Annotated in this window: 18 protein-coding genes and 4 pseudogenes; 13 read left to right on the top strand and 9 right to left on the bottom strand. The window is 68.0% G+C overall.

The annotated features are described in order from the left end of the window. The first annotated feature begins 536 nt into the window (after positions 1–536). From OG734_RS46570 to OG734_RS46585, 4 genes are all read left to right on the top strand, one after another. Positions 537–1073, top strand: coding sequence for a hypothetical protein (locus OG734_RS46570; protein ID WP_330293432.1), 537 nt, complete (start codon positions 537–539; stop codon positions 1071–1073). Positions 1074–1459: 386 nt separating this feature from the next. Beyond that, complete coding sequence (locus OG734_RS46575) at positions 1460–1819, top strand: CU044_2847 family protein (RefSeq protein ID WP_330293433.1); 360 nt, start codon at positions 1460–1462, stop codon at positions 1817–1819. Further along, positions 1816–5958, top strand: a complete 4143-nt coding sequence (locus OG734_RS46580) for an nSTAND1 domain-containing NTPase (protein WP_330293434.1) — start codon at positions 1816–1818, stop codon at positions 5956–5958. The genes OG734_RS46575 and OG734_RS46580 overlap by 4 nt, the downstream gene beginning before the upstream one ends. A gap of 155 nt (positions 5959–6113) precedes the next feature. Continuing rightward, on the top strand, positions 6114–6374 hold the full coding sequence (locus tag OG734_RS46585; RefSeq protein WP_330293435.1) for a hypothetical protein: 261 nt from the start codon (positions 6114–6116) through the stop codon (positions 6372–6374). Positions 6375–6397: 23 nt separating this feature from the next. Here the strand turns inward: OG734_RS46585 and OG734_RS48255 are convergent, their stop codons facing one another. Then, on the bottom strand, positions 6398–6631 hold the full coding sequence (locus OG734_RS48255) for a DUF4158 domain-containing protein (protein WP_443065136.1): 234 nt from the start codon (positions 6629–6631) through the stop codon (positions 6398–6400). Positions 6632–6940: 309 nt separating this feature from the next. Here OG734_RS48255 and OG734_RS46590 point away from each other — a divergent pair, with 309 nt between their 5' ends. Then, positions 6941–7423 carry a hypothetical protein gene (locus OG734_RS46590; protein WP_330293436.1) on the top strand — a complete coding sequence of 161 codons (483 nt, stop codon included), beginning with the start codon at positions 6941–6943 and terminating at the stop codon, positions 7421–7423. 192 nt (positions 7424–7615) lie between these two features. On the opposite strand, the gene OG734_RS46595 is transcribed toward OG734_RS46590, so the two are convergent. The 4 genes and pseudogenes from OG734_RS46595 to OG734_RS46610 all read right to left on the bottom strand — a co-directional run. Then, positions 7616–7738 carry a hypothetical protein gene (locus OG734_RS46595; protein ID WP_330293437.1) on the bottom strand — a complete coding sequence of 41 codons (123 nt, stop codon included), beginning with the start codon at positions 7736–7738 and terminating at the stop codon, positions 7616–7618. A 200-nt stretch (positions 7739–7938) separates the two neighbouring features. After that, complete coding sequence (locus OG734_RS46600) at positions 7939–8370, bottom strand: SRPBCC family protein (RefSeq protein WP_330293438.1); 432 nt, start codon at positions 8368–8370, stop codon at positions 7939–7941. A gap of 76 nt (positions 8371–8446) precedes the next feature. Continuing rightward, positions 8447–8752 (bottom strand): annotated as a pseudogene (locus OG734_RS46605) (NF041680 family putative transposase); the annotation flags it as partial. Then, positions 8738–8836, bottom strand: a pseudogene (locus OG734_RS46610) (IS5/IS1182 family transposase); the annotation flags it as partial. The pseudogenes OG734_RS46605 and OG734_RS46610, both read right to left, overlap by 15 nt. Positions 8837–8914: 78 nt before the next feature. On the opposite strand from OG734_RS46610, the gene OG734_RS46615 reads away from it, so the two are divergent. Beyond that, the gene (locus OG734_RS46615) at positions 8915–9181 is read left to right on the top strand and encodes an isoprenylcysteine carboxylmethyltransferase family protein (protein ID WP_443065137.1); all 267 of its coding nucleotides are present in this window, start codon (positions 8915–8917) and stop codon (positions 9179–9181) included. A 399-nt stretch (positions 9182–9580) separates the two neighbouring features. On the opposite strand, the gene OG734_RS46620 is transcribed toward OG734_RS46615, so the two are convergent. After that, positions 9581–10450, bottom strand: a complete 870-nt coding sequence (locus OG734_RS46620) for a helix-turn-helix transcriptional regulator (RefSeq protein WP_330293439.1) — start codon at positions 10448–10450, stop codon at positions 9581–9583. Positions 10451–10688: 238 nt separating this feature from the next. On the opposite strand from OG734_RS46620, the gene OG734_RS46625 reads away from it, so the two are divergent. The 4 genes from OG734_RS46625 (at position 10689) to OG734_RS46640 (ending at position 14349) form a co-directional block, all read left to right on the top strand. Beyond that, positions 10689–11672 carry an aldo/keto reductase gene (locus tag OG734_RS46625; RefSeq protein ID WP_330293440.1) on the top strand — a complete coding sequence of 328 codons (984 nt, stop codon included), beginning with the start codon at positions 10689–10691 and terminating at the stop codon, positions 11670–11672. A gap of 273 nt (positions 11673–11945) precedes the next feature. Then, positions 11946–12845: an alpha/beta hydrolase gene (locus OG734_RS46630; protein WP_330293441.1), complete on the top strand. Its 900-nt coding sequence runs from the start codon at positions 11946–11948 to the stop codon at positions 12843–12845. Between the two features lie 759 nt (positions 12846–13604). Then, positions 13605–13862, top strand: a complete 258-nt coding sequence (locus OG734_RS46635) for a hypothetical protein (protein WP_330293442.1) — start codon at positions 13605–13607, stop codon at positions 13860–13862. Between the two features lie 181 nt (positions 13863–14043). Then, complete coding sequence (locus tag OG734_RS46640; RefSeq protein WP_330293443.1) at positions 14044–14349, top strand: hypothetical protein; 306 nt, start codon at positions 14044–14046, stop codon at positions 14347–14349. A gap of 57 nt (positions 14350–14406) precedes the next feature. On the opposite strand, the gene OG734_RS46645 is transcribed toward OG734_RS46640, so the two are convergent. Next, positions 14407–15888: a DUF1996 domain-containing protein gene (locus OG734_RS46645; protein ID WP_330293444.1), complete on the bottom strand. Its 1482-nt coding sequence runs from the start codon at positions 15886–15888 to the stop codon at positions 14407–14409. A gap of 323 nt (positions 15889–16211) precedes the next feature. Here OG734_RS46645 and OG734_RS46650 point away from each other — a divergent pair. The 3 genes and pseudogenes from OG734_RS46650 to OG734_RS46655 all read left to right on the top strand — a co-directional run. Then, positions 16212–16370, top strand: a pseudogene (locus OG734_RS46650) (telomere-protecting terminal protein Tpg); the annotation flags it as partial. Positions 16371–16423: 53 nt separating this feature from the next. After that, complete coding sequence (locus tag OG734_RS48260; RefSeq protein ID WP_443065138.1) at positions 16424–16633, top strand: SsgA family sporulation/cell division regulator; 210 nt, start codon at positions 16424–16426, stop codon at positions 16631–16633. Positions 16634–16825: 192 nt separating this feature from the next. After that, complete coding sequence (locus OG734_RS46655) at positions 16826–17284, top strand: transposase family protein (protein ID WP_330293445.1); 459 nt, start codon at positions 16826–16828, stop codon at positions 17282–17284. A 30-nt stretch (positions 17285–17314) separates the two neighbouring features. On the opposite strand, the gene OG734_RS46660 is transcribed toward OG734_RS46655, so the two are convergent. Continuing rightward, complete coding sequence (locus tag OG734_RS46660) at positions 17315–17878, bottom strand: dihydrofolate reductase family protein (protein WP_069757968.1); 564 nt, start codon at positions 17876–17878, stop codon at positions 17315–17317. Between the two features lie 33 nt (positions 17879–17911). Beyond that, positions 17912–18839: pseudogene (locus OG734_RS46665) on the bottom strand (IS3 family transposase); the annotation flags it as partial. Between the last annotated feature and the right edge of the window lie 14 nt (positions 18840–18853).

An 18853-nucleotide genomic window follows, 5' to 3' on the forward strand; every position in this document is an offset into this window, starting at 1 on the left:
CCGCACGGTGCGCGCACGATGGTCGCATGTCCGTTCGGTTCGACCCCAGCTACTGGCTGGTTAGTTGTCCCCTGGTGTCCGAGCTGGGAGTCCGGAGCCTCGAAGCCCGCGGGTTCGCGATAACTGAAGGTATTTCAGCGGGAACTGGAGGGTCCGGTGCCACCATGTTCGGGGATGGGCCCGCGGGTTCGCGGCGAACACGCTGGGTCAGCGTCGAGGCCGGTCTGGAGAAGCTCACCGGCGAGGCGGACTACGACCGCTCCTGCGCACGCCACCGTCGTCACCACCCGCACGCCCCTGCCGACCTGCCGGGGGGTACGAACAACGGTGCACCCGGCACCAGGAGGCCCATCGGGGCAGCCGTGGCTGCTGACCTGCTGCCGTGCCGCCCGTTACCGGCACGGCATCCGACACTTGCGTCCTGACCCCCTCTTGGGGCACAACAATCATGCGAGCAGCGCGTGGCGTCGTGTTCCCTGACGTCACGCCTGTGAGCATGTGCGGATCCAGCCCTCTTCCCGCACCGAGGCGATGCGATGCCCGACCGCGCCGACCATGTCGAACCCGAGAGCGTCGCACCAAGGTGGATCTTGCGGCACCGGCCGCCGGAGCAGTCGCTGTTCAGCGGCATCTACGGACTGGTGCTGGCCAGCGCCCTGGTGGCTGCGCTGGACGCGACGGGCGAGAGGGCCGATCCTGGTCCGGACGCGCTGTGGGTCCTGCTCACCGCGCTGGCGTCGGGTGCTGCCCATGGGTACGCGCACGTCATCGCCCAGCGTGCGTCCGTCGACGGGGCGGCCACTACGGGCAGACTGCGGTTGGTGTTCGCCGAGTGGCCACTGGTCGCCGCCGTGCTGCCCACGGTGGGGATGCTGCTTGGCGCGGTAGCCGGGTGGTGGGCAGAGGCCACGGCTGTGGACGCGGCCCTGCTGTTCAACACCGTCGCCTTGTTCGGCTGGGGCGCCTGGGCCGCCCACACTGCCGGGCACGGATGGCCGTCCTCATGCCGGGCAGGGGGTCTGGACATGCTGATCGGCCTGGTGATCATTATCGCGAATGCCCTGATCAAGTAGGCATGCGGTCGGGTGCCATGTCGGTGAGACAGGCCGCGAGTCCTTGATCCGTGGGCACCCTTCCTGTCCCGCCACTGCAGGCGTCGACACAACCTGCGTCGCTTCGTCTTCACCCGCACCGCAGACCGGTCGGACACGATGAGGACGCTTCGAAAATCCCGAAGTAGCGTCACGGACGTGCAGAACACTCCGTAGGACGAGAAGCCCCTGGCCACGAAGCCAACACCTCAGCGGGGCTCAGGAGAACTCGCGGGATATCGCACAACACGAACACTGGGGCTTCTTGCCGTCTCATGCGTACGGCTCACTCCAGCGTGCGGCATATGCCGGAGTTCAGGAATGCTGGCAGAGACCCTGGAAAGCATGCGAGCGGCTGAGGAGGCGCTGTGTCACCTCTGACGCGGATTCCGTTGGAGGGCGGGGGCAGCGTTCTGGTCGAGCAGCCGGTCTTGGGGGACGGGCCGGTGAAGGCCGGTCGCTTGGGCGAGGTCATCCGTGACGTACCGGTGACCCTTCAAGAGGCTCTGGAACCGGTCACGGCGGCGGCTCGGGCGGCACTCGACCAGCTCCGCAAGGCGAACCCCGACGAGATCACGGTCGGATTCGGGGTCGACCTTGCGATCGAGGCAGGTGCCGTGATCACCAAGAGTCAGGCCAGCTGCCACCTTCAGGTGACCGTGTCGTGGAAGAGCGACGCACCCGCCGGTCACCCGCAGGCGGGCGAGGGAACGGCTGTTCCCCGATGATCAGCGCGGACAGGGAGTCGGGCGAAGGGAGCGCATCGGATCTGCTCGGCGCCGTGGCCCAGGTTCTCGGACCGGACGGGGCTGTCGCCGGGACGGGATTCCTGGTGGCCGAGGGGGTCGTGGTCACGTGTGCACACGTCGTCGCAGCGGCCGGGAGCGGGCCTGGGGAGCAGGTCCTTCTGGCTTTCCCCCATGTGGAGGGAGCGGACCGGGTGGAGGGGTGTGTCCCGGCCGAGCTGTGGCGTTCCGTCGAGGGCGAGGATGTGGCCTTCATCCGGCTGGGTGCCACGTCGGCCGACGCGCGGACGCTGGCGTTGGGCTCTGCCGAGGGGTGTCGGGGCCACCAGGTGCGTTCCTTCGGTTTCCCTGCCCAGGCGCCGCCGGAAGGACACTTCGGCTTCGGCGTGGCCGGCGATCTGCTCCCGGGCGCGGACGGCAGATGCACGCATCTGCAGCTGACCGCCGCCAACGACCTCACCACGGGGTTCAGCGGCGGGCCCGTACTGGACGAGATGACCGGCCTGGTCATCGGCATGCTCACGGAGATCGCCGCCCCCGACGAGTACGAGCGGGGGCAGGGCATCGCGTATGTCACTCCGACCCAGGTACTGCGGGAGATCCTGCCGGAGCTGGCGGAGCGGGAGGTGTGCCCGTACCGGGGGCTGGAGCCGTTCACCGCGGAGCACGCACGGTGGTTCGAGGGCCGGGCGGACGCGGTACGGCAGGTCGTGACGAACCTGGCCCAACAGCGGCGGCTGACGCTGCTGCTCGGGCCTTCGGGGTCGGGGAAGTCGTCGTTGATCCAGGCGGGGGTGTTGCGGGCGCTGGCGGAGGGGGAGGTGCCGCGTAGTGACCGTTGGCTGCCTGTTCTCACCCGGCCGAGGCAGGACATGCTCGCCGAGATCGAGCGTGCCGGGCTGCCCGGGGCGAGCGAGGACGGGATCGTGGCGGCGGTCAACCGCAGGCTGGCGACCGAGCCCTCCTACCAGCGCGTCCTGCTGGTCATCGACCAGTTCGAAGAGCTCCTGGTGCAGACCGTCAACGGTCGGCTACGGGAGCTGCTGGGCGTCATTGACGAGGTCACGGCGGCCGCCGACGCGTACACCAAGGTCACCGTGATCCTGATCATGCGTGACGATTTCTATCCGCAACTGGCCTCGCTGGCCCCCAAGTTGCTGGAGGCCGCCATGCCGGGGCTCCTCAACGTGCCGGGCACCCTGAGCCAGCAGGACCTGCAGGACATCATCACGCTGCCGGCGTGGGACGTGGGACTCCGGTTCCAGCCGGGGCTGCCCGAGCGGATCATCGGCGACGTCCTGGACATCACGCCCGGGGCGGCGGCAACCCGCCAGGCACCCGTGACCGTGCTGCCCCTGCTGGAGATGATGCTCAGCCAGCTGTGGCTCCGGCGGCAGGACGGGTACCTCACCCATGAGGCGTACCGGCGTATCGGGGCGGTCAGCGGAAGCGTGACCACGTGGTGCGACAGCGCGCTCGAGGAGCTGTCCGCCGAGCAACGGCTCATCGCCCGCCGGACGCTGACCTCCCTGGTGCACCCGTCCGACCCCAGCCACAACATCACGGCTGTCCGCACGCAGGTCTCCCTCGACGAACTCCGCGACCTGGCAGCCGACCCGAGCGACACCCCCAACGGTGAGAAAGCGGCCGTCGACGACGTCATCGCCACCCTCGCACGCCATCGCATCATCACCACCCAGACACTTCGGGCCCCGCAGAATCCCGGCGCTCCTCCCGGAGAGCCGGTGGCCGAGCTAGTCCACGAGGCCCTGATCCGCGACTGGGGCGCGCTGCGCGAGTGGGTCGAGCAGGACCACCGCTTCCAGGAGTGGCTGGACCGTACGCGAGACCGGCAGGCTCACTGGGCGGACAAGAGGGACGCTGGAGATCTGCTGGGCGGGACGGCGCTGGCGGAGGGGCTGGAGTGGTCACAGCGGCGCCGGCTGCCGACAGAGATCGCGGCGTACCTGCAGGCGAGCAGACAACGGCAGCGCACCTCGATACGGCGTGCCAGGAGGGTTGTCGCGGTGCTGGCCGGGCTGCTGGTGCTCGCATTGCTTGCCGGGGCGGGTGCGATCTGGCAGTGGCGGGCAGTCACCGCCGAGCGACAGGCGGCAGTGTCCCGGCAGGTCGCCGCTCAGTCCACCGACCGCTTCTACGAGAACCCCGACCTCGCCTCGCTGCTGGCGGTCAAGGCGTACCGCACCGACCACACCTCCGAGGCCGTCGAAATCCTGCGGTCCGCTGCCGCCCTCCCGCAGCATCGCCGCTTGCGCGGGCACACGAGCGAGGTGAACGCGGTGGCCTTCAGCCCTGACGGCCGCACCCTCGCCTCCGTCGGCGCGGACCGGACGGTACGGCTGTGGGATCCGGACACCGGCAGGACACGGAGGACCCTCAAGGGTCACACCGACGCGGTGACCGCGGTGGCCTTCAGCCCTGACGGCCGTGCCCTGGCGACCGGAGGAGCCGACGGGACCGTACGCCTGTGGGACGCCCGCACCGGCAAACTCCGCGCCAAGCTCACCGGGCACGCCGGCGCAGTAGAGTCACTCGCCTTCAGCCGGGACGGCCGCACCCTCGCCACCGGCCACGACGGAACCGTACTTCTGTGGGATCCGGCCACCGGTGCGACCAGGAGGAGCCTCACCGGTGCGATGCACCCGGTGGCCTTCAGCTCCGACGGCCGCACCCTCGCCACCGGCGGCAAGGGCAGGACAGCGCGCCTCTGGGACCCCGTCACGGGCGAGCCCCGCACCACTCTCCCCGGAGTGTCGGGCCACGTGGCATCACTGGCATTCAGCCCCGACGGCCGAACCCTCGCCACCACCACCGAGGAGGACTACGAGGTCAAGGTTCAGTTCAGGGATGCGGTCACGGGCAAGATCCGCACGACCTTCGACTACTGGTGGGCCGCTTGGCTGGTCTTCAGTCCCGACGGCACCACCTGCGCCACCGGCGACGGCGACGTCGGCGTAGAACTGCGGGACGCGGCCACCGGTTCGCTGCGGGCCACTCTTGCCGGACACTCCAACACGGTCTTCGGCGCGGCGTTCAGCCGCGACGGCCGCACCCTGGCCACCGCCAGCCGCGACAAGACGGTCCGCCTGTGGGACGCCAACACCGGCAAGACCCGCACTACTTTCAGTGGGCACACCAAGCCCGTGTACTCGGTGGCCTACAGCCCCGACGGCCGCACCCTCGCCACCGCCAGCGACGACAAGACGGTCCGCCTGTGGGACGTGGCCACCAGAAAAAACCGCGCCAAACTCACCGGACACACCAAGCCCGTGTACTCGGTGGTCTTCAGCCCCGACGGCCGCACCCTCGCCACCGCCAGCGACGACAAGACGGTCCGCCTGTGGGACGTGGCCACCAGAAAAACCCGCGCCAAGCTCACCCGCCATACCCAAGGCGTAAACGCGGCAGCCTTCAGTCCCGACGGCCGCACCCTGGCGACCGCGGGCGACGACACCACCGTGCGGCTGTGGGACCCGACCACCGGCAAACCCCGAATGGCTCTCAAGGACCACACCGCCGCGGTGTGGTCGCTCGCCTTCAGCCCCGACAGCCGCACCCTCGCCTCGGGTGGGGAGGACTTCTCCGTACGGCTCTGGAACGTCGCCACCGGCAAGACCCGCGCCCGCCTCAACGGACATACCGCGACGGTGCGGGGAGTGGCGTTCAGTCCCGATGGCCACACCCTTGCCACCGCCAGCGACGACGACACCGTGTGCCTGTGGGACGTGGCCACCGGTGAGATCCGCACGACCCTGACCAAGCACACCGGCAATGTGAACGCGGTGGCCTACAGCCGCGACGGCCACACCCTCGCCACCGGTGGCGACGACGGGGACGTACGTCTGTGGGACGCGGCCAGCGGCAAGCCCCGCAACACCCTGGCCATCGGCGAATATGTGAGCTCACTGGCGCTCAGCCCTGACGGCCACACCCTCGCGACCACCGGTGAAACCGTGCGCCTGTGGGACATCGGCGCCTCCCTGAAACCGGCAGAAGCGGTCAAACGGATCTGCCGCACCGTCGACCGCGACCTCACCCCGGCGGAACGCGCCGCCTACCTCCCCGACAAATCCGACGAGCCCGTGTGCCCAAAGAGGTGAACCGACGACGGGTCTCCCGAGCCGCCGTCAGCAACAGTCAGTGAGACTGAACGCTAGGGACGAAGCGCAGGCTCCCGAGCTGGGAAGCCGATCACAGCGAAGGCGGCTTCTACGACAAGCTGGTCCAGGGCCTGGCCGACTTCTCGGACTACGCCGTGGACGCGTCCAGCGAGATCTCCAAGTTCTACGACAGCGAGACGAGGAAGGCCGCTGCCTGGGCCGCCCTGCTGGCCGCCGGCGCCGGCCTGCTCAGCGCCCTCCTCAGTCTCTTCAGGAACCCGGACGACCTGGTGCACGAGCGGTCCCTCGGCTTCACCCGCGACTACCTGATCTGGCTGCAGAACGTGGAGGAGAATTTCTGGACCTTCAACGGCGGCGACGGAGGGTGGCACACGCTCACCCTGAAAACTTCCTAGTCGTCCGCAGCATCCACTCGGAGTCAGGGCCACCGGCTGGCCTGACCTGGCCCGCAGACGGCGTGCGGAGGGCTCTGGTGATGTGCGCCGGAGTCCTGGCCGAGCGGTCCGCCCCGGAGCCGTAGGTGGCGGCTTTGGGCCGGACCGCTTTCCGATTGCATGAGGGGTTGTGACGCGGTCTGCAGGAACCGACCGATGTAGCGGACGGTGCAGATCTGCACCGCCACGCCCAGCCGGTGCGCGTCAGCACGCCGCAGCGCGAACGCTGGCTTTGCTGCGGAACCGAGAGGCTGTTCACGTCAAGAGTGAAGTCCGGAAGCCGTCCCGCGAGATCCTTGTCGCCGAAGACCTGGTCCACCGCCTGGACCAGGTCCTTCTTGAAGCCCTCGAACTCCTCGGTCCACAGGGTCGCCGGACCGGCAGGCCCTTCGATCCATGTACGGAGCGCCTGGGCCTTGGACACCTGAATCTGGTTCGCCTTGGTGGGCCTGTTGAGGTCTGTGGCCCTGATGACATGGTCCAGCTGGGCGTGGAGATGGGCGGACAGGCGGGTGAAGGGGCGAACGGTGCTCCTTGAGCTCGTCGATCTCAAGGCGTTCGTCGCGCAGCCACACGGCAAGCGCTTGGTATCGCGGGGTCACGAGGATCCGGGCCTCCGTCGCCACCGCGGCGATGTGCCGGGCGCCGGTCCCGGTGCTGATCAGGTCCTCGATCGCCTGGCGCAGTGTCTCCATACGGCTTTCGGCACGCTGCCGCTGCGCTGCGGTCTCGGCTCCCTCTGCGCTGAGTTTGTCCGCACGTGCTTCCAACGCGGGGGAGACGGGCAGGAAGCCTTCGCCGATGAAGCCAGGATCCGGCTGGCCGGTCGGCAGCGTGAAATTGTGTCGCAAGTAAGCGTTGTTGCGGGCGATCGTTGCCTTCCACTCCGGGAGGTTCCGGAGGTCGAGATTGGCTGCCGCGTCGATGGCGGTGACCACCCACACCACCCGTTTCCCCGACAACAGGTAGTGGTCGTACAAGAAGCGGATCAGATCAAGGTCACGTTCTGAGAGGATGCGGCTGGCGTGCGACACGTACATGAAGCAGTCCACGTCGGCCATCGCTGCCCGGACGATCATGTCGTGGACCGGATTCGGGGACATAGCCGGGCAGGTCGTAGAGCTTCGCCGGAAGCTTGGCGCCGGCGAGCATGATCTCGAGTTCGGCCACCTCACGTCCACGGTGAGGCCTGAGCCGATCGGTCACATCTGCATCCTGCATCGCATACGCAGCGACCACAGGAAGCTCAGGACCGCTACGCAGAGCGAGGCGTACAGCCAGCTCCAGCTGAGTTTGCCGTCGTTCAGGACCTGGTTCGTCGCCACGCCGCCCGCGCACCAATAGCCCCGCGCTGCCCAGGATCCGCAGTCCGCGTCGTACCCCCCGTCATCCCCACCCCCTGCTCGCTCCCGCACCGCTGGCACCAGCCAAGCGTGTATATGCCCATGTCGGCTGGGAGGTTGACGGATTCGAGATCGGCCAGGGGCGGGCAACGGGATCAGGTGGGGCTGTTACGTTTTGTTACTCACCGTCCTTGTTCCACATATTTCTTGAAGTGCTCCAGATCGTTGCCGACCACGCGTTCGACCGCGTTCGCCTGGGCGAAGCCTCTCGGACCGCCGAAGGTGTCCCTGACGGCGTCCGGGTCGTACTCGAGCCGTGCCTGGACGCGGGTGCGGTTCTTGTCGATCGGGAGCAGGGAGAAGGAGCCTGTCAGCTCGGGGGTGCCTCTGGTGTGCCACTCCAGCACGCGATTCTCCGCGTGGTCGTGGTAGTCGGCATCGAGTTCGCGAGTGTGGTCGCTGGCCTCGATGGAAAGATGCGCGTGGCCCTTCGCGTCCGCACGCGCGTTGCGTACTCCGTCCACAAAGCGTGAGTAGTTCTCCACGTGGTGCAGGCTGTCCCAGGCCTTGTCGATCGGGACTCCGACGTCGACATGTTTCTCGAGGGTGCTCATGGCCCACCTCCATGTTCGGTTCACGGCGTATGGCCTTGCTCTTTCCAGTGTGCGCCTGCAAGCCCTGGCTTGATCTTTAACCTGTGCGGCGTGGTCGTGGGGTGGTCGACTTCTTGGTTCGCTGGTTCGCCGCTGGTGTTTTGTGGGGTGTGTGCACGTCGTGGCGTGGGGTGGGTCGGGTGTTCTTTCGGCCTGGTGGTTGTCCTGGGCCAGGGCGGGTGGGTTTCGGTGCTTGGGCCGGGCAGCTGGCCTTGGGGCGGATGTGCCGGAAGTCGCGGCGGACTCGGGCGGGGGTGAGCCTGTCCGGCGGAGTTGGTCTTTCCCAGGGGCGACGCCGGTCGGCCGCCGGCGGCCGGGCGAGCCGCATGCGCTGCTTGTAGGCCTCACGGTCGAAGGCTGGTGGCCTGCCGCCTCGGCTTCCCCGGCGAAGCCGGTGACCCTGCTGGTCGGCCGGGACGGGGATCAGATCCTGACCGAAGCGGGGGCCGGGCACCGGCATTTCCTGCCGTGCGTGGGCGGTCCCGCCCTGTGCGCGCAAGTACTGGTGCACGTCGGCCGCCGGTGGTGCGTGCGCTCCCTCGGGCCTCATTGGAACACCCGCGTGATCGTCATCCCCGGCATGCCCTTGATCCGCCGCGGACCATACCGCTGGCTCCGTCACCCCAACTGTCTTCTCGTCGCCGTCGAAGGCATCGTCCTTCCACTGGTCTTCACTGCATGGATGACGGCAGTGCGCTTTACTGCCGCCAACGCGGCTGTTCTCACCGTGCGCCTCCGGACCGAAAACGCCGCCCTGCGCCTCGCGGCCTGACGTCTCGGCAGACCGTGAGAGCCGCCTGCTCTGCAGGGCCCTCACCGGAACACGAAGGGGGCGTCATCAACCGCGGGCGCCTCTGCCGCGAGTAGGGGAGCACGACCAGGTCGCGCAGCGCTGCCGCGTGAAACGGGTCAGCGAACGGAGTGCCGGCGTGCACGGCGGAGAACGCCGCAGAAGCGCGTCTCACCACCGGGCACCACAGTGTTTCAGCGGATGGGGAGTCGACGGCGACGAAGTTCTCGACGTAGCCGCATCCGCTTGTCCGTCGGCTGAAGGTCCGGGAAGAACCTCTGATCGATCCCCGGGTACCGCTCTAAGTTGCGGCATGGCTCGGGACGGGAGGCGGCCTCGTCATGCTCGGCAGGTCCAGGCCGGGTGGTGGGGGCCGGCTGGTCAGGGGCGGTGGTCGTGGAGGTCGGGGGTGGGCTGGTCTTGGGTGGCGGCCCAGGTGGCGAGTAGGCGGAGGGCGTCGGCGCTGGGGGTGTTGGGGGTGGCGGTGTAGATCACGAGGGTGAGGCCGGGGTCGGCGCTTAGGGGCATGGTTTCGAAGTGAAGTTCGAGGTCTCCGACGACCGGGTGGTGGAGCTTCTTGGCGCCGGTGCGGTGGTGGCGGACTTTGTGGTCGGCCCAGCGTCTGCGGAAGATCTCGCTGCGGGTGGACAGTTCCCCGATGAGGTCGCTGAGGTCTTTGTCGTAGGGGTTGCGGCCGGCTTCGGCGCGGAGCATGGCGGTGATGCCGTCGGCGGTGCTGTCCCAGTCGGGGAAGAAGTCGTGGGCGGCGGGGTCGAGGTAGATGAACCGGGCGGCGTTGGCGGGGCGGCGTGGGTCGGCCAGGAGGGGCGCGTACAGGGCGCGGGCCAGGTGGTTGGTGGCCAGCAGGTCCTGGCGGTCGTTGTGGATCCAGGCGGGGGCGTCGCTGACAGCGTCGAGCATGTGCTGCAGGGCGGGCCGCAGGCCGCGGGCGCGGGGCGTGGCGGGTGCGGGGGCGCGCCGGGCGAGGTCGTACAGGTGGTCGCGTTCGGCGTCGTCGAGCTGCAGGGCGCGGGCGACGCCGTCCAGGACGTGGTCGGAGGCCCCTGAGAGGTTGCCGCGTTCCATTCGCACGTAGTAGTCGATCGAGACGCCGGCCAGCAGCGCGACCTCTTCGCGGCGTAGTCCTTTGACTCGCCGGTAGCCGCCGTAGGTGGGCAGTCCGGCCTGCTCGGGGGTGATGCCGGCGCGGCGGGAAGAGAGGAACTGGCTGATCTCGGCGCGGTCGTCCATGTCCTCAACGGTAGGCGAGGTGGCCGGGAAGAAGCAGGTACTGGCGTTACCCGGAAGACCAGGCACTGCCATCGCCCGGCGAAGCACCGTTTCCTGGAGATCGGCCGCTGAACGGCCGGGCACTTGCTGGGCGACGCCGACATCTACCGGCAACGTTCTGGCGCCGAGACCACCGGCGACGTTGCCGGACTCCGAGCCGCTAGCCCCGACGACCAAGCCCGAACCAGAGGAAGCGATCATGAAACACACCACCCTGGGAGATCTAGACGTCTCCCGCATCGGCCTGGGCGCCATGGGCATGTCCGCCTTCTACACCGGCGCCGGCAGCGACGATGCCGAGGCCATCCGCACCATTCAGCGGGCGGTCGACCTGGGTGTCACGCTCATCGACACCGCCGAGGTCTACGGGCCCTTCACCAATGAGGAACTCATCCGCGACGCGCTGAAGGGCCGCCGTGACGAGGTGGTGCTGGCGACCAAGTTCGGCATGGTCTCGTACGCGGACCCGAACGGCGGCAAAGGCGGTCTCGACAGCCGCCCGGCCAACATCCGCGCCGCCGTCGAAGGCTCCCTCAAGCGGCTCGGCACCGACCACATTGACCTGTACTACCAGCACCGCGTCGATCCGAACACGCCCATCGAGGACGTGGCGGGCACGGTCGGGGAGCTCGTGATGGAGGGCAAGGTCCGCTATCTCGGACTGTCGGAAGCCGGCCCTGACACGATCCGCCGCGCCCACGCCGTGCACCCGGTGACCGCCGTGCAGTCGTCGTACTCGCTGTGGAGCCGCGAGGTCGAGGAGCGGGTGCTGCCCGCGCTGCGCGAGCTCGGTATCGGCTTCGTGCCGTACTCGCCGCTCGGGCACGGTTTCCTCACCGGCACGGTCCGCTCTCCCGAGCAGTTCGACGAGGGTGACTGGCGCCGGACCAGCCCGCGCTTCCAGGGCGAGAACTTCCAGCGCAACCTGGCCCTCGCCGACGAGGTGCGGGCCATCGCCGACGAGGCCGGCGCCACACCGGCCCAGGTCGCGCTGGCCTGGCTGCTGTCCAGGGGCGAGCACATCGTCCCGATCCCCGGCACCAAGCGGGTCACCCGTGTGGAGGAGAACACCGCCGCCGACACCGTCGAGCTGACCGCCGAACAGCTGGCCAAGCTCGACAGCCTGCCCTCGGCCGCCGGCCACGGCCACAACGAGGCGGAGAGCCAGATGATCGAACGCTGAGCACCCAGCCGCCCCGGACCACGCCAAGCGCCCCGCGCACCTTGATCCTGCCGACTGTCGGAGGCCCAGCCTTGTGGCGTACGCCGGGACCTGCGCGGCTCGCCATGGCGACTACCTGGAGCGACCTGCGTCGCTCACTCCGATCACGGCAGCCAGGGCCGCCAAAGCCAATTCCCCTACAAGACGATCCAGCGCGTGCCTCACGACTCGACCATGCCGATCGGGAACACGCGTTCCGCCTGACCAACTCGTAGAAACTCCCCGGAGGAGACCATGCGCACATCTGTCACGTTCATGAGCAACCATCTGACCCTTGCCGGCACGTTGTACCTGCCCGACGACTATGACGGGCGCCCGCGCTCCGCTGTCGTGGTGGGGCATCCGGCCGGCGGTGTGAAGGAGCAGACCGCCGGCCGCTACGCCGAGGAGCTGTCCCGCAAGGGATTCGTGGCCCTTGCCTACGACGCACCGTTCCAGGGCGAGAGCGAAGGCGAGCCGCGCGGTCTGGAAGATCCCTTTCAGCACGCCGAGGGCGTCCGCGCCGCGGTGTCCTTCGTCAGCACCCGCAGTGAGGTCGACCCGCAGCGCATCGGCGGCCTGGGCATCTGCGCCTCCGGCGCCTACGTCCCCTACGCCGCTCAGACGGACCGGCGGATGAAGGCCGTCGCTACCGTCAGCGCCGTCGACCCGGGCGCCGAGCTCCTTGCCGAGCCCGCGGTTCGCGACCACCTGCTCGACCAGGCAGCGGTGTTCCGCACGCTCGAAGCCCGCGAAGGCAGCGCCTACGCCACCAACCTGCTCCCCGGCACGCAGGCCGAAGCGGACGCCCTCCCGGCCGGGAGCATGTTCGGGGAGAGCTACGGGTACTACCGCACGCCGCTCGGACAGCACCCCCGTTCCTCCGGCTGGGGCGTGGCCCGGTTCGACCTGATCGCCCAGTTCGAGCCGTACCGCAACAACAGCTGGCTCGCGCCGCGTCCGCTGCTGATGATCGTCGGGAGCGAGGCCGGCACCCGCGTCTTCAGCGAAGACGGCGTGGCGCGAGCCGGCGGGACCGCGGAACTGTTCGACATCACCGGGGCGACCCACTTCGACCTCTACCACCGCGACGAATACGTCTCCCAGGCCGTGGACAAACTCGCCGACTTCTACAGCACCCACCTCAAGAACTGACCCGGCCAACGAAGAGGTCACAAGACCTCCGGCCGGACTACGAGAACGGGCTGATCGATTCCATCTCGTTGCTCGCCCCAGTGGCTCAGGAAGCCGCCCTCCGCCAACGCGGCACGGTACCCCTCAGCCGACGTGCGTGAGGAAGCCAGGCAGGGGTGCGGTCCGGTCGGATCCGTCGCCCATGCCACCGCTGCCACGGCCTCGCCGCGCTCGCCAAGGCCGACGCGACGAGTGCGGCCGGTGCCCGGTGGTGCCGGGCAGCTGCCACCGCGAGCGGATGGTGGCCGCCACAGCCAGGTCCATGCGGGTGTGGGCGCCGCAGACGCACTACCGGCGCGTGGAACGAGGCCATCGGGAAGCGGATGCGGGGCTCCTCGCAGATTGGCATCTTCGCCAGTCAAACGGGCCGGTTCGCTCAGGAAGCCGTGATCGGCGAGAACCTCACGATCCGTGGCTTCACCGGCTCCGAGACGTCTACGAGGCGAAGGTGCTCGACGAGGCGACGTTGCACGTCACCAAAGCCAACTGGTCCAGGCACAGGGCATGGTCACCAGCTGTGCCACCGGTGCCCGGGCCGCCGCCGACATGCTGCTCGCCGCCACGGTCATCGCTCTGGTCTTTGTGAACGCCGGGGCGCCCGGGCTCCGGAGCGAAGAACGAGACCCAAGACGAGGCCGCGGCTGCGCTGCCCTGGCTCGCCCACTGACAGCGCCAGGAACAGCCCGTACGCCGGCATCCGTCCGTATGCAGAGGAACCGTATGACTGACACCACTCAAAGCACCACGGACCTCGCAGGCCACTGCGACGTGAGTTTGTTCCTGGGGCAGTGGCTGCGTTCCCCCTCGCGTATCGGTGCCATCGCGCCCAGTTCCCGGCATCTGGCCCGGGCGGTCACCTGCGCTGTCCCCGAACGCGGGGAGCCGGTCGTCGTCGCCGCCCTCGGCGTCCGGCTCACCGACGAGGAGACCGCCTGGCTCGAAGACCCCTACACCCCGCGCCAGCCCACCTACTTCTGAGCACCGGCGCACCCCACCACGCCGCGTCGGCCATGGGAACATCAGGCGCTCCTGCTGCGCGGGCAGAACACACGTATATGGCGTATGACGTTGAAGAAGTCCTTGGGCCGCAAGCCCAATGCGGGCCTATGAAACCGGGCACGGACTGAGCTGACCGGTTGTCTGCGGACAACGGACAGCAGTGAACCCTGTCCATAACACCCCCTCCATCCCGACCGACGCCCACGCCAGCCACTCGCGCACGACGTCGGCCTCGGTGGTCGACGGACACAGCGCCCACGGGACCGACAGCCGACGGGCGGCGAACACGGACTCCAGCGCGGCCCTGCGCCGCCGGTATGGCAGGTCGGATAGCCAGAACCGCGTGGCCGGCGGCGCGCGCATCGTGTCGCCACCGCTGGCGCCGGAGGCCTCGGTCAAGGTCACCGGCACAACGGTGCCGTGGCGTCCGCCCGCACAAGGCACGGTGGGCCGGCCTGCGAAGTGAGTGCCACGCAGGCCGGCTCGGGTTGGCTCGGCGAGTCTCAGATTCCGGGAGGGAAGATCACTGGCACTTCCGGCCGGTGTTGATGCACTGGACCATCCGGTTCATCAGGTTTTCATCGAAAACGTTGATGAAGTCGCCGTGGTCGGTGATCGGCTTGTGCATCTGCTCCGGGAAACCGTCCACTGCGTAGAAGGGGCTGGACTTGCCGTTGTCGTTCAGGCTCGGCGCCTTCACGTCGTAGATCAGGCGCTGGACCAGCTGCGGGATGGCCTTGAAGCCGTTCGGGCAGGCACCGGTCTTCGGGTCGGCGAAGGCGACGTGCGAGCGGTGGTTGGCACTGTCGATGCTGCGGCCGTCCCAGCAGCTCTGGAACTTCGACGTGCGGACCAGCTGGCTGCCCTGGGGACAGATCGGGTACCTGTCCGTCAGCTGCCGGTTCTCGAAGCCGGTGCAGCTCCATGCCGCGTTGGCGTTGGCGGTGCCGTTGGTGAATGCCTTGGCGTCACCGGTGATGATCCGCAGGAACTTGGGCATCGCCACGACCTTGCCGCGCGGGTTGCCAACGAGGTTCAAGGTGACTTTGGACGCGGTCAGGATCCGGCCGGTGTTGCCCTCGCCGCCGCCGCCGAGCTGCTTGGCGTCGAATTCCTGGGTGCCGTCCTGCAGTCGGAGCACAGGCCAGTAGTACGTGGATTTGTCGCGCTGATTGCGGCAGCTGGTCGCGGCGGCGGCGAACTCCTCGTTGGAGGTGAACGCGTCGTTGTCCTGGTTGCCGACGTAGTCGTGCGTGTGGTGGGCGCCGTTGTCGACACCGGGCGCGACGATGATGTTGTCGGAGTTGTGCACCTTGTTCGCGTTGACGCCGCACCGGGTCGTGAACACGCCCTGCGAAGCGCCGCGCTGCCCAGGGGGGTTCTGCACATTCGGCCGGACCTTGGTGATGTCCACGAAGTCGGCCGCCACCGGGCCGTTTGCGCCTTGGCCGCCGTTGCCGTTCTGGCTGGCGCCGTTGCCTTGTCCCTGTCCCTGGCCTTGGCCTTGTTCCTGGCCGCCGGCCGAGCGCAGCGAGCAGGAGGCCAGGGATTCAAGACCCTGGGGCCTGGGAGCGGACCTGCCGATGGCGATCCCGATCCGGTCGATGGTCGCGACCCGCTTGTCCTTCAGCGGCCCCATGATCGCGTTGTTGGCGAAGTTGCTGTCCTGCTGGATGGCTCTGGCCGAAGTCTGCAGTCGCTGGTAGGCCTCGGCCACCTGTTTGTCCAGGAGCGCGAGTTCCCTGTCGACCTGTGCTCTGGCCTGGTCGGGGACCGAGGTCAACTTCGCCCCGATATCCGGGCAGCTGATCGTGACGTTACCGGCCGCGAGGACCTCGTTCGCCCGGTCCTGGGAAGCGCGCTTCGTGGTGTTGCTGTTTCCGCTCTCGTGGGCGGAGGCGTACACATTCACCGCTATCAGCCCTCCCGCTCCCAGAGCGAGACCTGCCGCGGCGGCGATGGCCCGATGTGTTGTCTTGGACCGCTTGCGGGTGTTGCGTCGCATGGGACTCCTCTGGCGCTCTTGAGTCAGGTAGGGCTTGGTGATGTCTCGGTCGATCGCGACTCGGTGACCAGGGTTACGGATGTGATCGGTGTGAAGGCGGGTTTCTGACCTCATGTCATGCCTCCGTAAGGACTCGGTGGCCTGATCGAACGGGGGACATACGGGAGAATGACGTGGCACCGGAATCACTCAGCTCTTGTCGCCCACGGGCAACTCCGGGTCTGTCGCCACCTGTCGTCGGTTGTCGCGGTACATCAAGGACGGTCAGGTCACGGACAAGGACAGCGGGGAGTAACAGGCGATGAGCATGTTCGGGGGACGGCCTGGACCAGGCGGTGCAGCGGGCGTTCATCCGCCCGGTCCCGAAGTCGGCCGGCGCGCAGATGCGGTACCTGGTCAAGCAGCTCGAGGGCACCAGGGCGGTCGCAGATGCTGCGGGTCTCCAGCGCACCGTGGAGCGGTATGTGAAGGACCAGATCAAGCTGCGGCAGACACGCTGGTTGACGGGGTGCGTGAACTGTCTGCAGAACTCCCTATGTTGTTCCACCTCAAGGAACGCGAGTCACTGGCGCTGACCTCAAGCTTGCACACCCGGCTGACATATCGCGTATCTGATCCCTACGCGGTGGAAGCGCGCTTTCGGGCAGAGGACCAGGGCGAAACGGTGTGGATCTTTGCCAGGGACCTCCTGAGAGACGGCCTGGAACGCGCAAACGGGCTCGGCGACGTCACTGTGGCTTCGTAACCGAGAGCGGGCTCTGGTCCAACTTCTGGGCTCTATCGCTGATTTGGGGGTGCGTGAGGATCAAAAGCAGGTGCGCATCACCTAGGCGTGGGGGATGTGGCTCGCCTCGCCGACCTTCTCCTTCCGGGGGTTGGGGCGGCGGTGGAAGCAGTGGTTCTTGGGGACACTGAGGTCCGGCTTACTGTGCGGTCCATGGTGGGGTCGGTCGCCTGTCCGGGCTGTGGATGGAGATCCTCTCGTGTGCACTGCTACTACCAGCGGTGTCTGGCGGATCGTCCCGTCGCTGGCCGTCAGGTGCGACTCGATCTGCGGGCACGTCGTTTCGTGTGCGGTAACGGCAGCTTCGAGCGTCGGACGTTCGCCGAGCAGATACCGGACCTGACGCGTCGACATTCCCGCCGCACGAATGCCCTCACTGCTCACCTCACGGACATCGCCTTGTTTCTGGGCGGACGTGCGGGAGTCAATCTGTGCGGGCGCCTGGCTGTGACCACCGGCAAAGACACCCTGATCCGCCTGCTGCGCGCGCTGCCCGTCCCGGCGCCGGAATCTGTCCCGTGTCTGGGGGTCGACGAGTTCGGGGCTTCCCCCTTGATCGTGGACACCGATTGTCATGCAGCCATGGTCAGCGTAATGGATCTCTGGTCGTAGGCGATCGGGCTGCTCTGCTGGGCGACCGGATCAGCGACGGACGCGGTAGCGGATGTGGGTGGCCTCCGGCGTGTCGATCACCTGGGCGATCTCCAGCTCGATCTCCGAGGGCAGGACGTCGAACAGTCGTCGTCCGCGGCCGAGCAGCACCGGGATCTGGTGGATCTGCACCTCGTCCAGGACTCCGGCTTCCAGCGCTCGTTGCCCCGTGTACGCACCGCGCACCTGCACGTCCTTGTCGCCGGCGGCGGCCTTGGCCTGGGCCATCGCGCTTTCGATCCCGTCGTTCACGTAGGTCACCAACGGATAGCCCCAGCGGGCGGCCGGGCCGGGTGGGCGGTGACTGGGCACGAAGATCGGGAGACCTCCATGATCACCGCCCCAGTGATCCATGAGTTCGGCGGTCCGCCGTCCCGCGAGTACCGCACCGGCCGCGTTCCATTCCTCCTGGAACCGCGCGGCGGTCCGAGCGGACTCGCCTTTGGCGTCGGCCCACTTGTGCAGCCGCTCGCCGTCCTCACCGCCGAGGAAGTCGTCAGGGTCGGCGATGTACCCGTCGAGAGACACCGACATATCGAGCACTGATGTAGACACTTCAATCTCCTGTTGTATCGATCCAGACTGGTTTCAATGCTGTAGACCTGGCATGGCTGCCTTACTCATCGGGCACAACGTATTGGATCTTTGCTCGTAGGCGATCGGGCTGATCTGACCGATTCTGGAGTGTCTCCTTCTGGTGTTGTAGCGGGTGACCCACCGGAAGACCGCATGGCGGGCCTCTCGCGCTCCTGACCAGCTTTTTCGCCCTGAAGGGTCTCTCTCTTCAGGCTCGCGTTGAACGATTCCGCGGCGGCATTGTCCGCGCTGGTCCCCACCGCGCCGCGGGAGCGGACCACGCCCAGCTCCTTGCAGACTTGCGCGAAGTCCCTCGCGACGTATTGCGCTCCGTTGTCACTATGAAAGACCGCCCCGTCCAGGCATCCGCCCCGAATCGCGGCGGCGGCCTTGAGCGCGTCGGTGACCAGCTCCGTGCGCATGTGGGTGGCGATGGACCAGCCCACCAGCCCACCAGCCGCTTCGAGCACAGGTCCAACACCGTCGCTAGGTATAGGAATTGGCCATCACCGACGGGCAGGTAGGTGATGTCGCCGACGTAGCGGGTATTCGGCGTGGCCGCGGTGAAATCACGCTGCAAAGGATCGGGCACCGGCGTCGCGGACGGCTCCGGGATCGTGGTGCGGACCTTCCTGCGCAGATGCACCCCGACGATCCCGGCGGCACGCATCACCCGCTCCACCCGCTTGTGATTGACCGCCAGCCCGTCGTCGGCCAGCTCGGCCGTGATCCGCGGGGAGCCGTAGGTGCCGCCCGAGGCGGCGTGAATGGCCCTGATCCGCTCGGCCAGCCGCACATAGGCTCGCCTGCGCGCGACGCGGGCCGTGGTCCCGGCCAGCCAGCGATAGAACCCGGACCGGGAGCATTCCAGCACCCGGCACAGTCGCTTGACGCCGAACGCGCCGCGGTGGTCCTCGACGAACTGGAAGGGACTCAGGACCCGTAATTTAACTA

Origin of the sequence: Streptomyces sp. NBC_00576, from assembly GCF_036345175.1 — a bacterium.
GTDB lineage: Bacteria > Actinomycetota > Actinomycetes > Streptomycetales > Streptomycetaceae > Streptomyces.

What these genes read in the sequence shown, in the direction of transcription:
- OG734_RS46625 (WP_330293440.1), top strand. Translation starts at nt 10,689, where the DNA reads ATGAAACACACCACCCTGGGAGATCTAGACGTCTCCCGCATCGGCCTG.
- OG734_RS46580 (WP_330293434.1), top strand. Translation starts at nt 1,816, where the DNA reads ATGATCAGCGCGGACAGGGAGTCGGGCGAAGGGAGCGCATCGGATCTG.
- OG734_RS48260 (WP_443065138.1), top strand. Translation starts at nt 16,424, where the DNA reads ATGTTGTTCCACCTCAAGGAACGCGAGTCACTGGCGCTGACCTCAAGC.
- OG734_RS46630 (WP_330293441.1), top strand. Translation starts at nt 11,946, where the DNA reads ATGCGCACATCTGTCACGTTCATGAGCAACCATCTGACCCTTGCCGGC.
- OG734_RS46635 (WP_330293442.1), top strand. Translation starts at nt 13,605, where the DNA reads ATGACTGACACCACTCAAAGCACCACGGACCTCGCAGGCCACTGCGAC.
- OG734_RS46600 (WP_330293438.1), bottom strand. Translation starts at nt 8,370, where the DNA reads ATGAGCACCCTCGAGAAACATGTCGACGTCGGAGTCCCGATCGACAAG.
- OG734_RS46620 (WP_330293439.1), bottom strand. Translation starts at nt 10,450, where the DNA reads ATGGACGACCGCGCCGAGATCAGCCAGTTCCTCTCTTCCCGCCGCGCC.
- OG734_RS46570 (WP_330293432.1), top strand. Translation starts at nt 537, where the DNA reads ATGCCCGACCGCGCCGACCATGTCGAACCCGAGAGCGTCGCACCAAGG.
- OG734_RS46645 (WP_330293444.1), bottom strand. Translation starts at nt 15,888, where the DNA reads ATGCGACGCAACACCCGCAAGCGGTCCAAGACAACACATCGGGCCATC.
- OG734_RS46655 (WP_330293445.1), top strand. Translation starts at nt 16,826, where the DNA reads ATGGTGGGGTCGGTCGCCTGTCCGGGCTGTGGATGGAGATCCTCTCGT.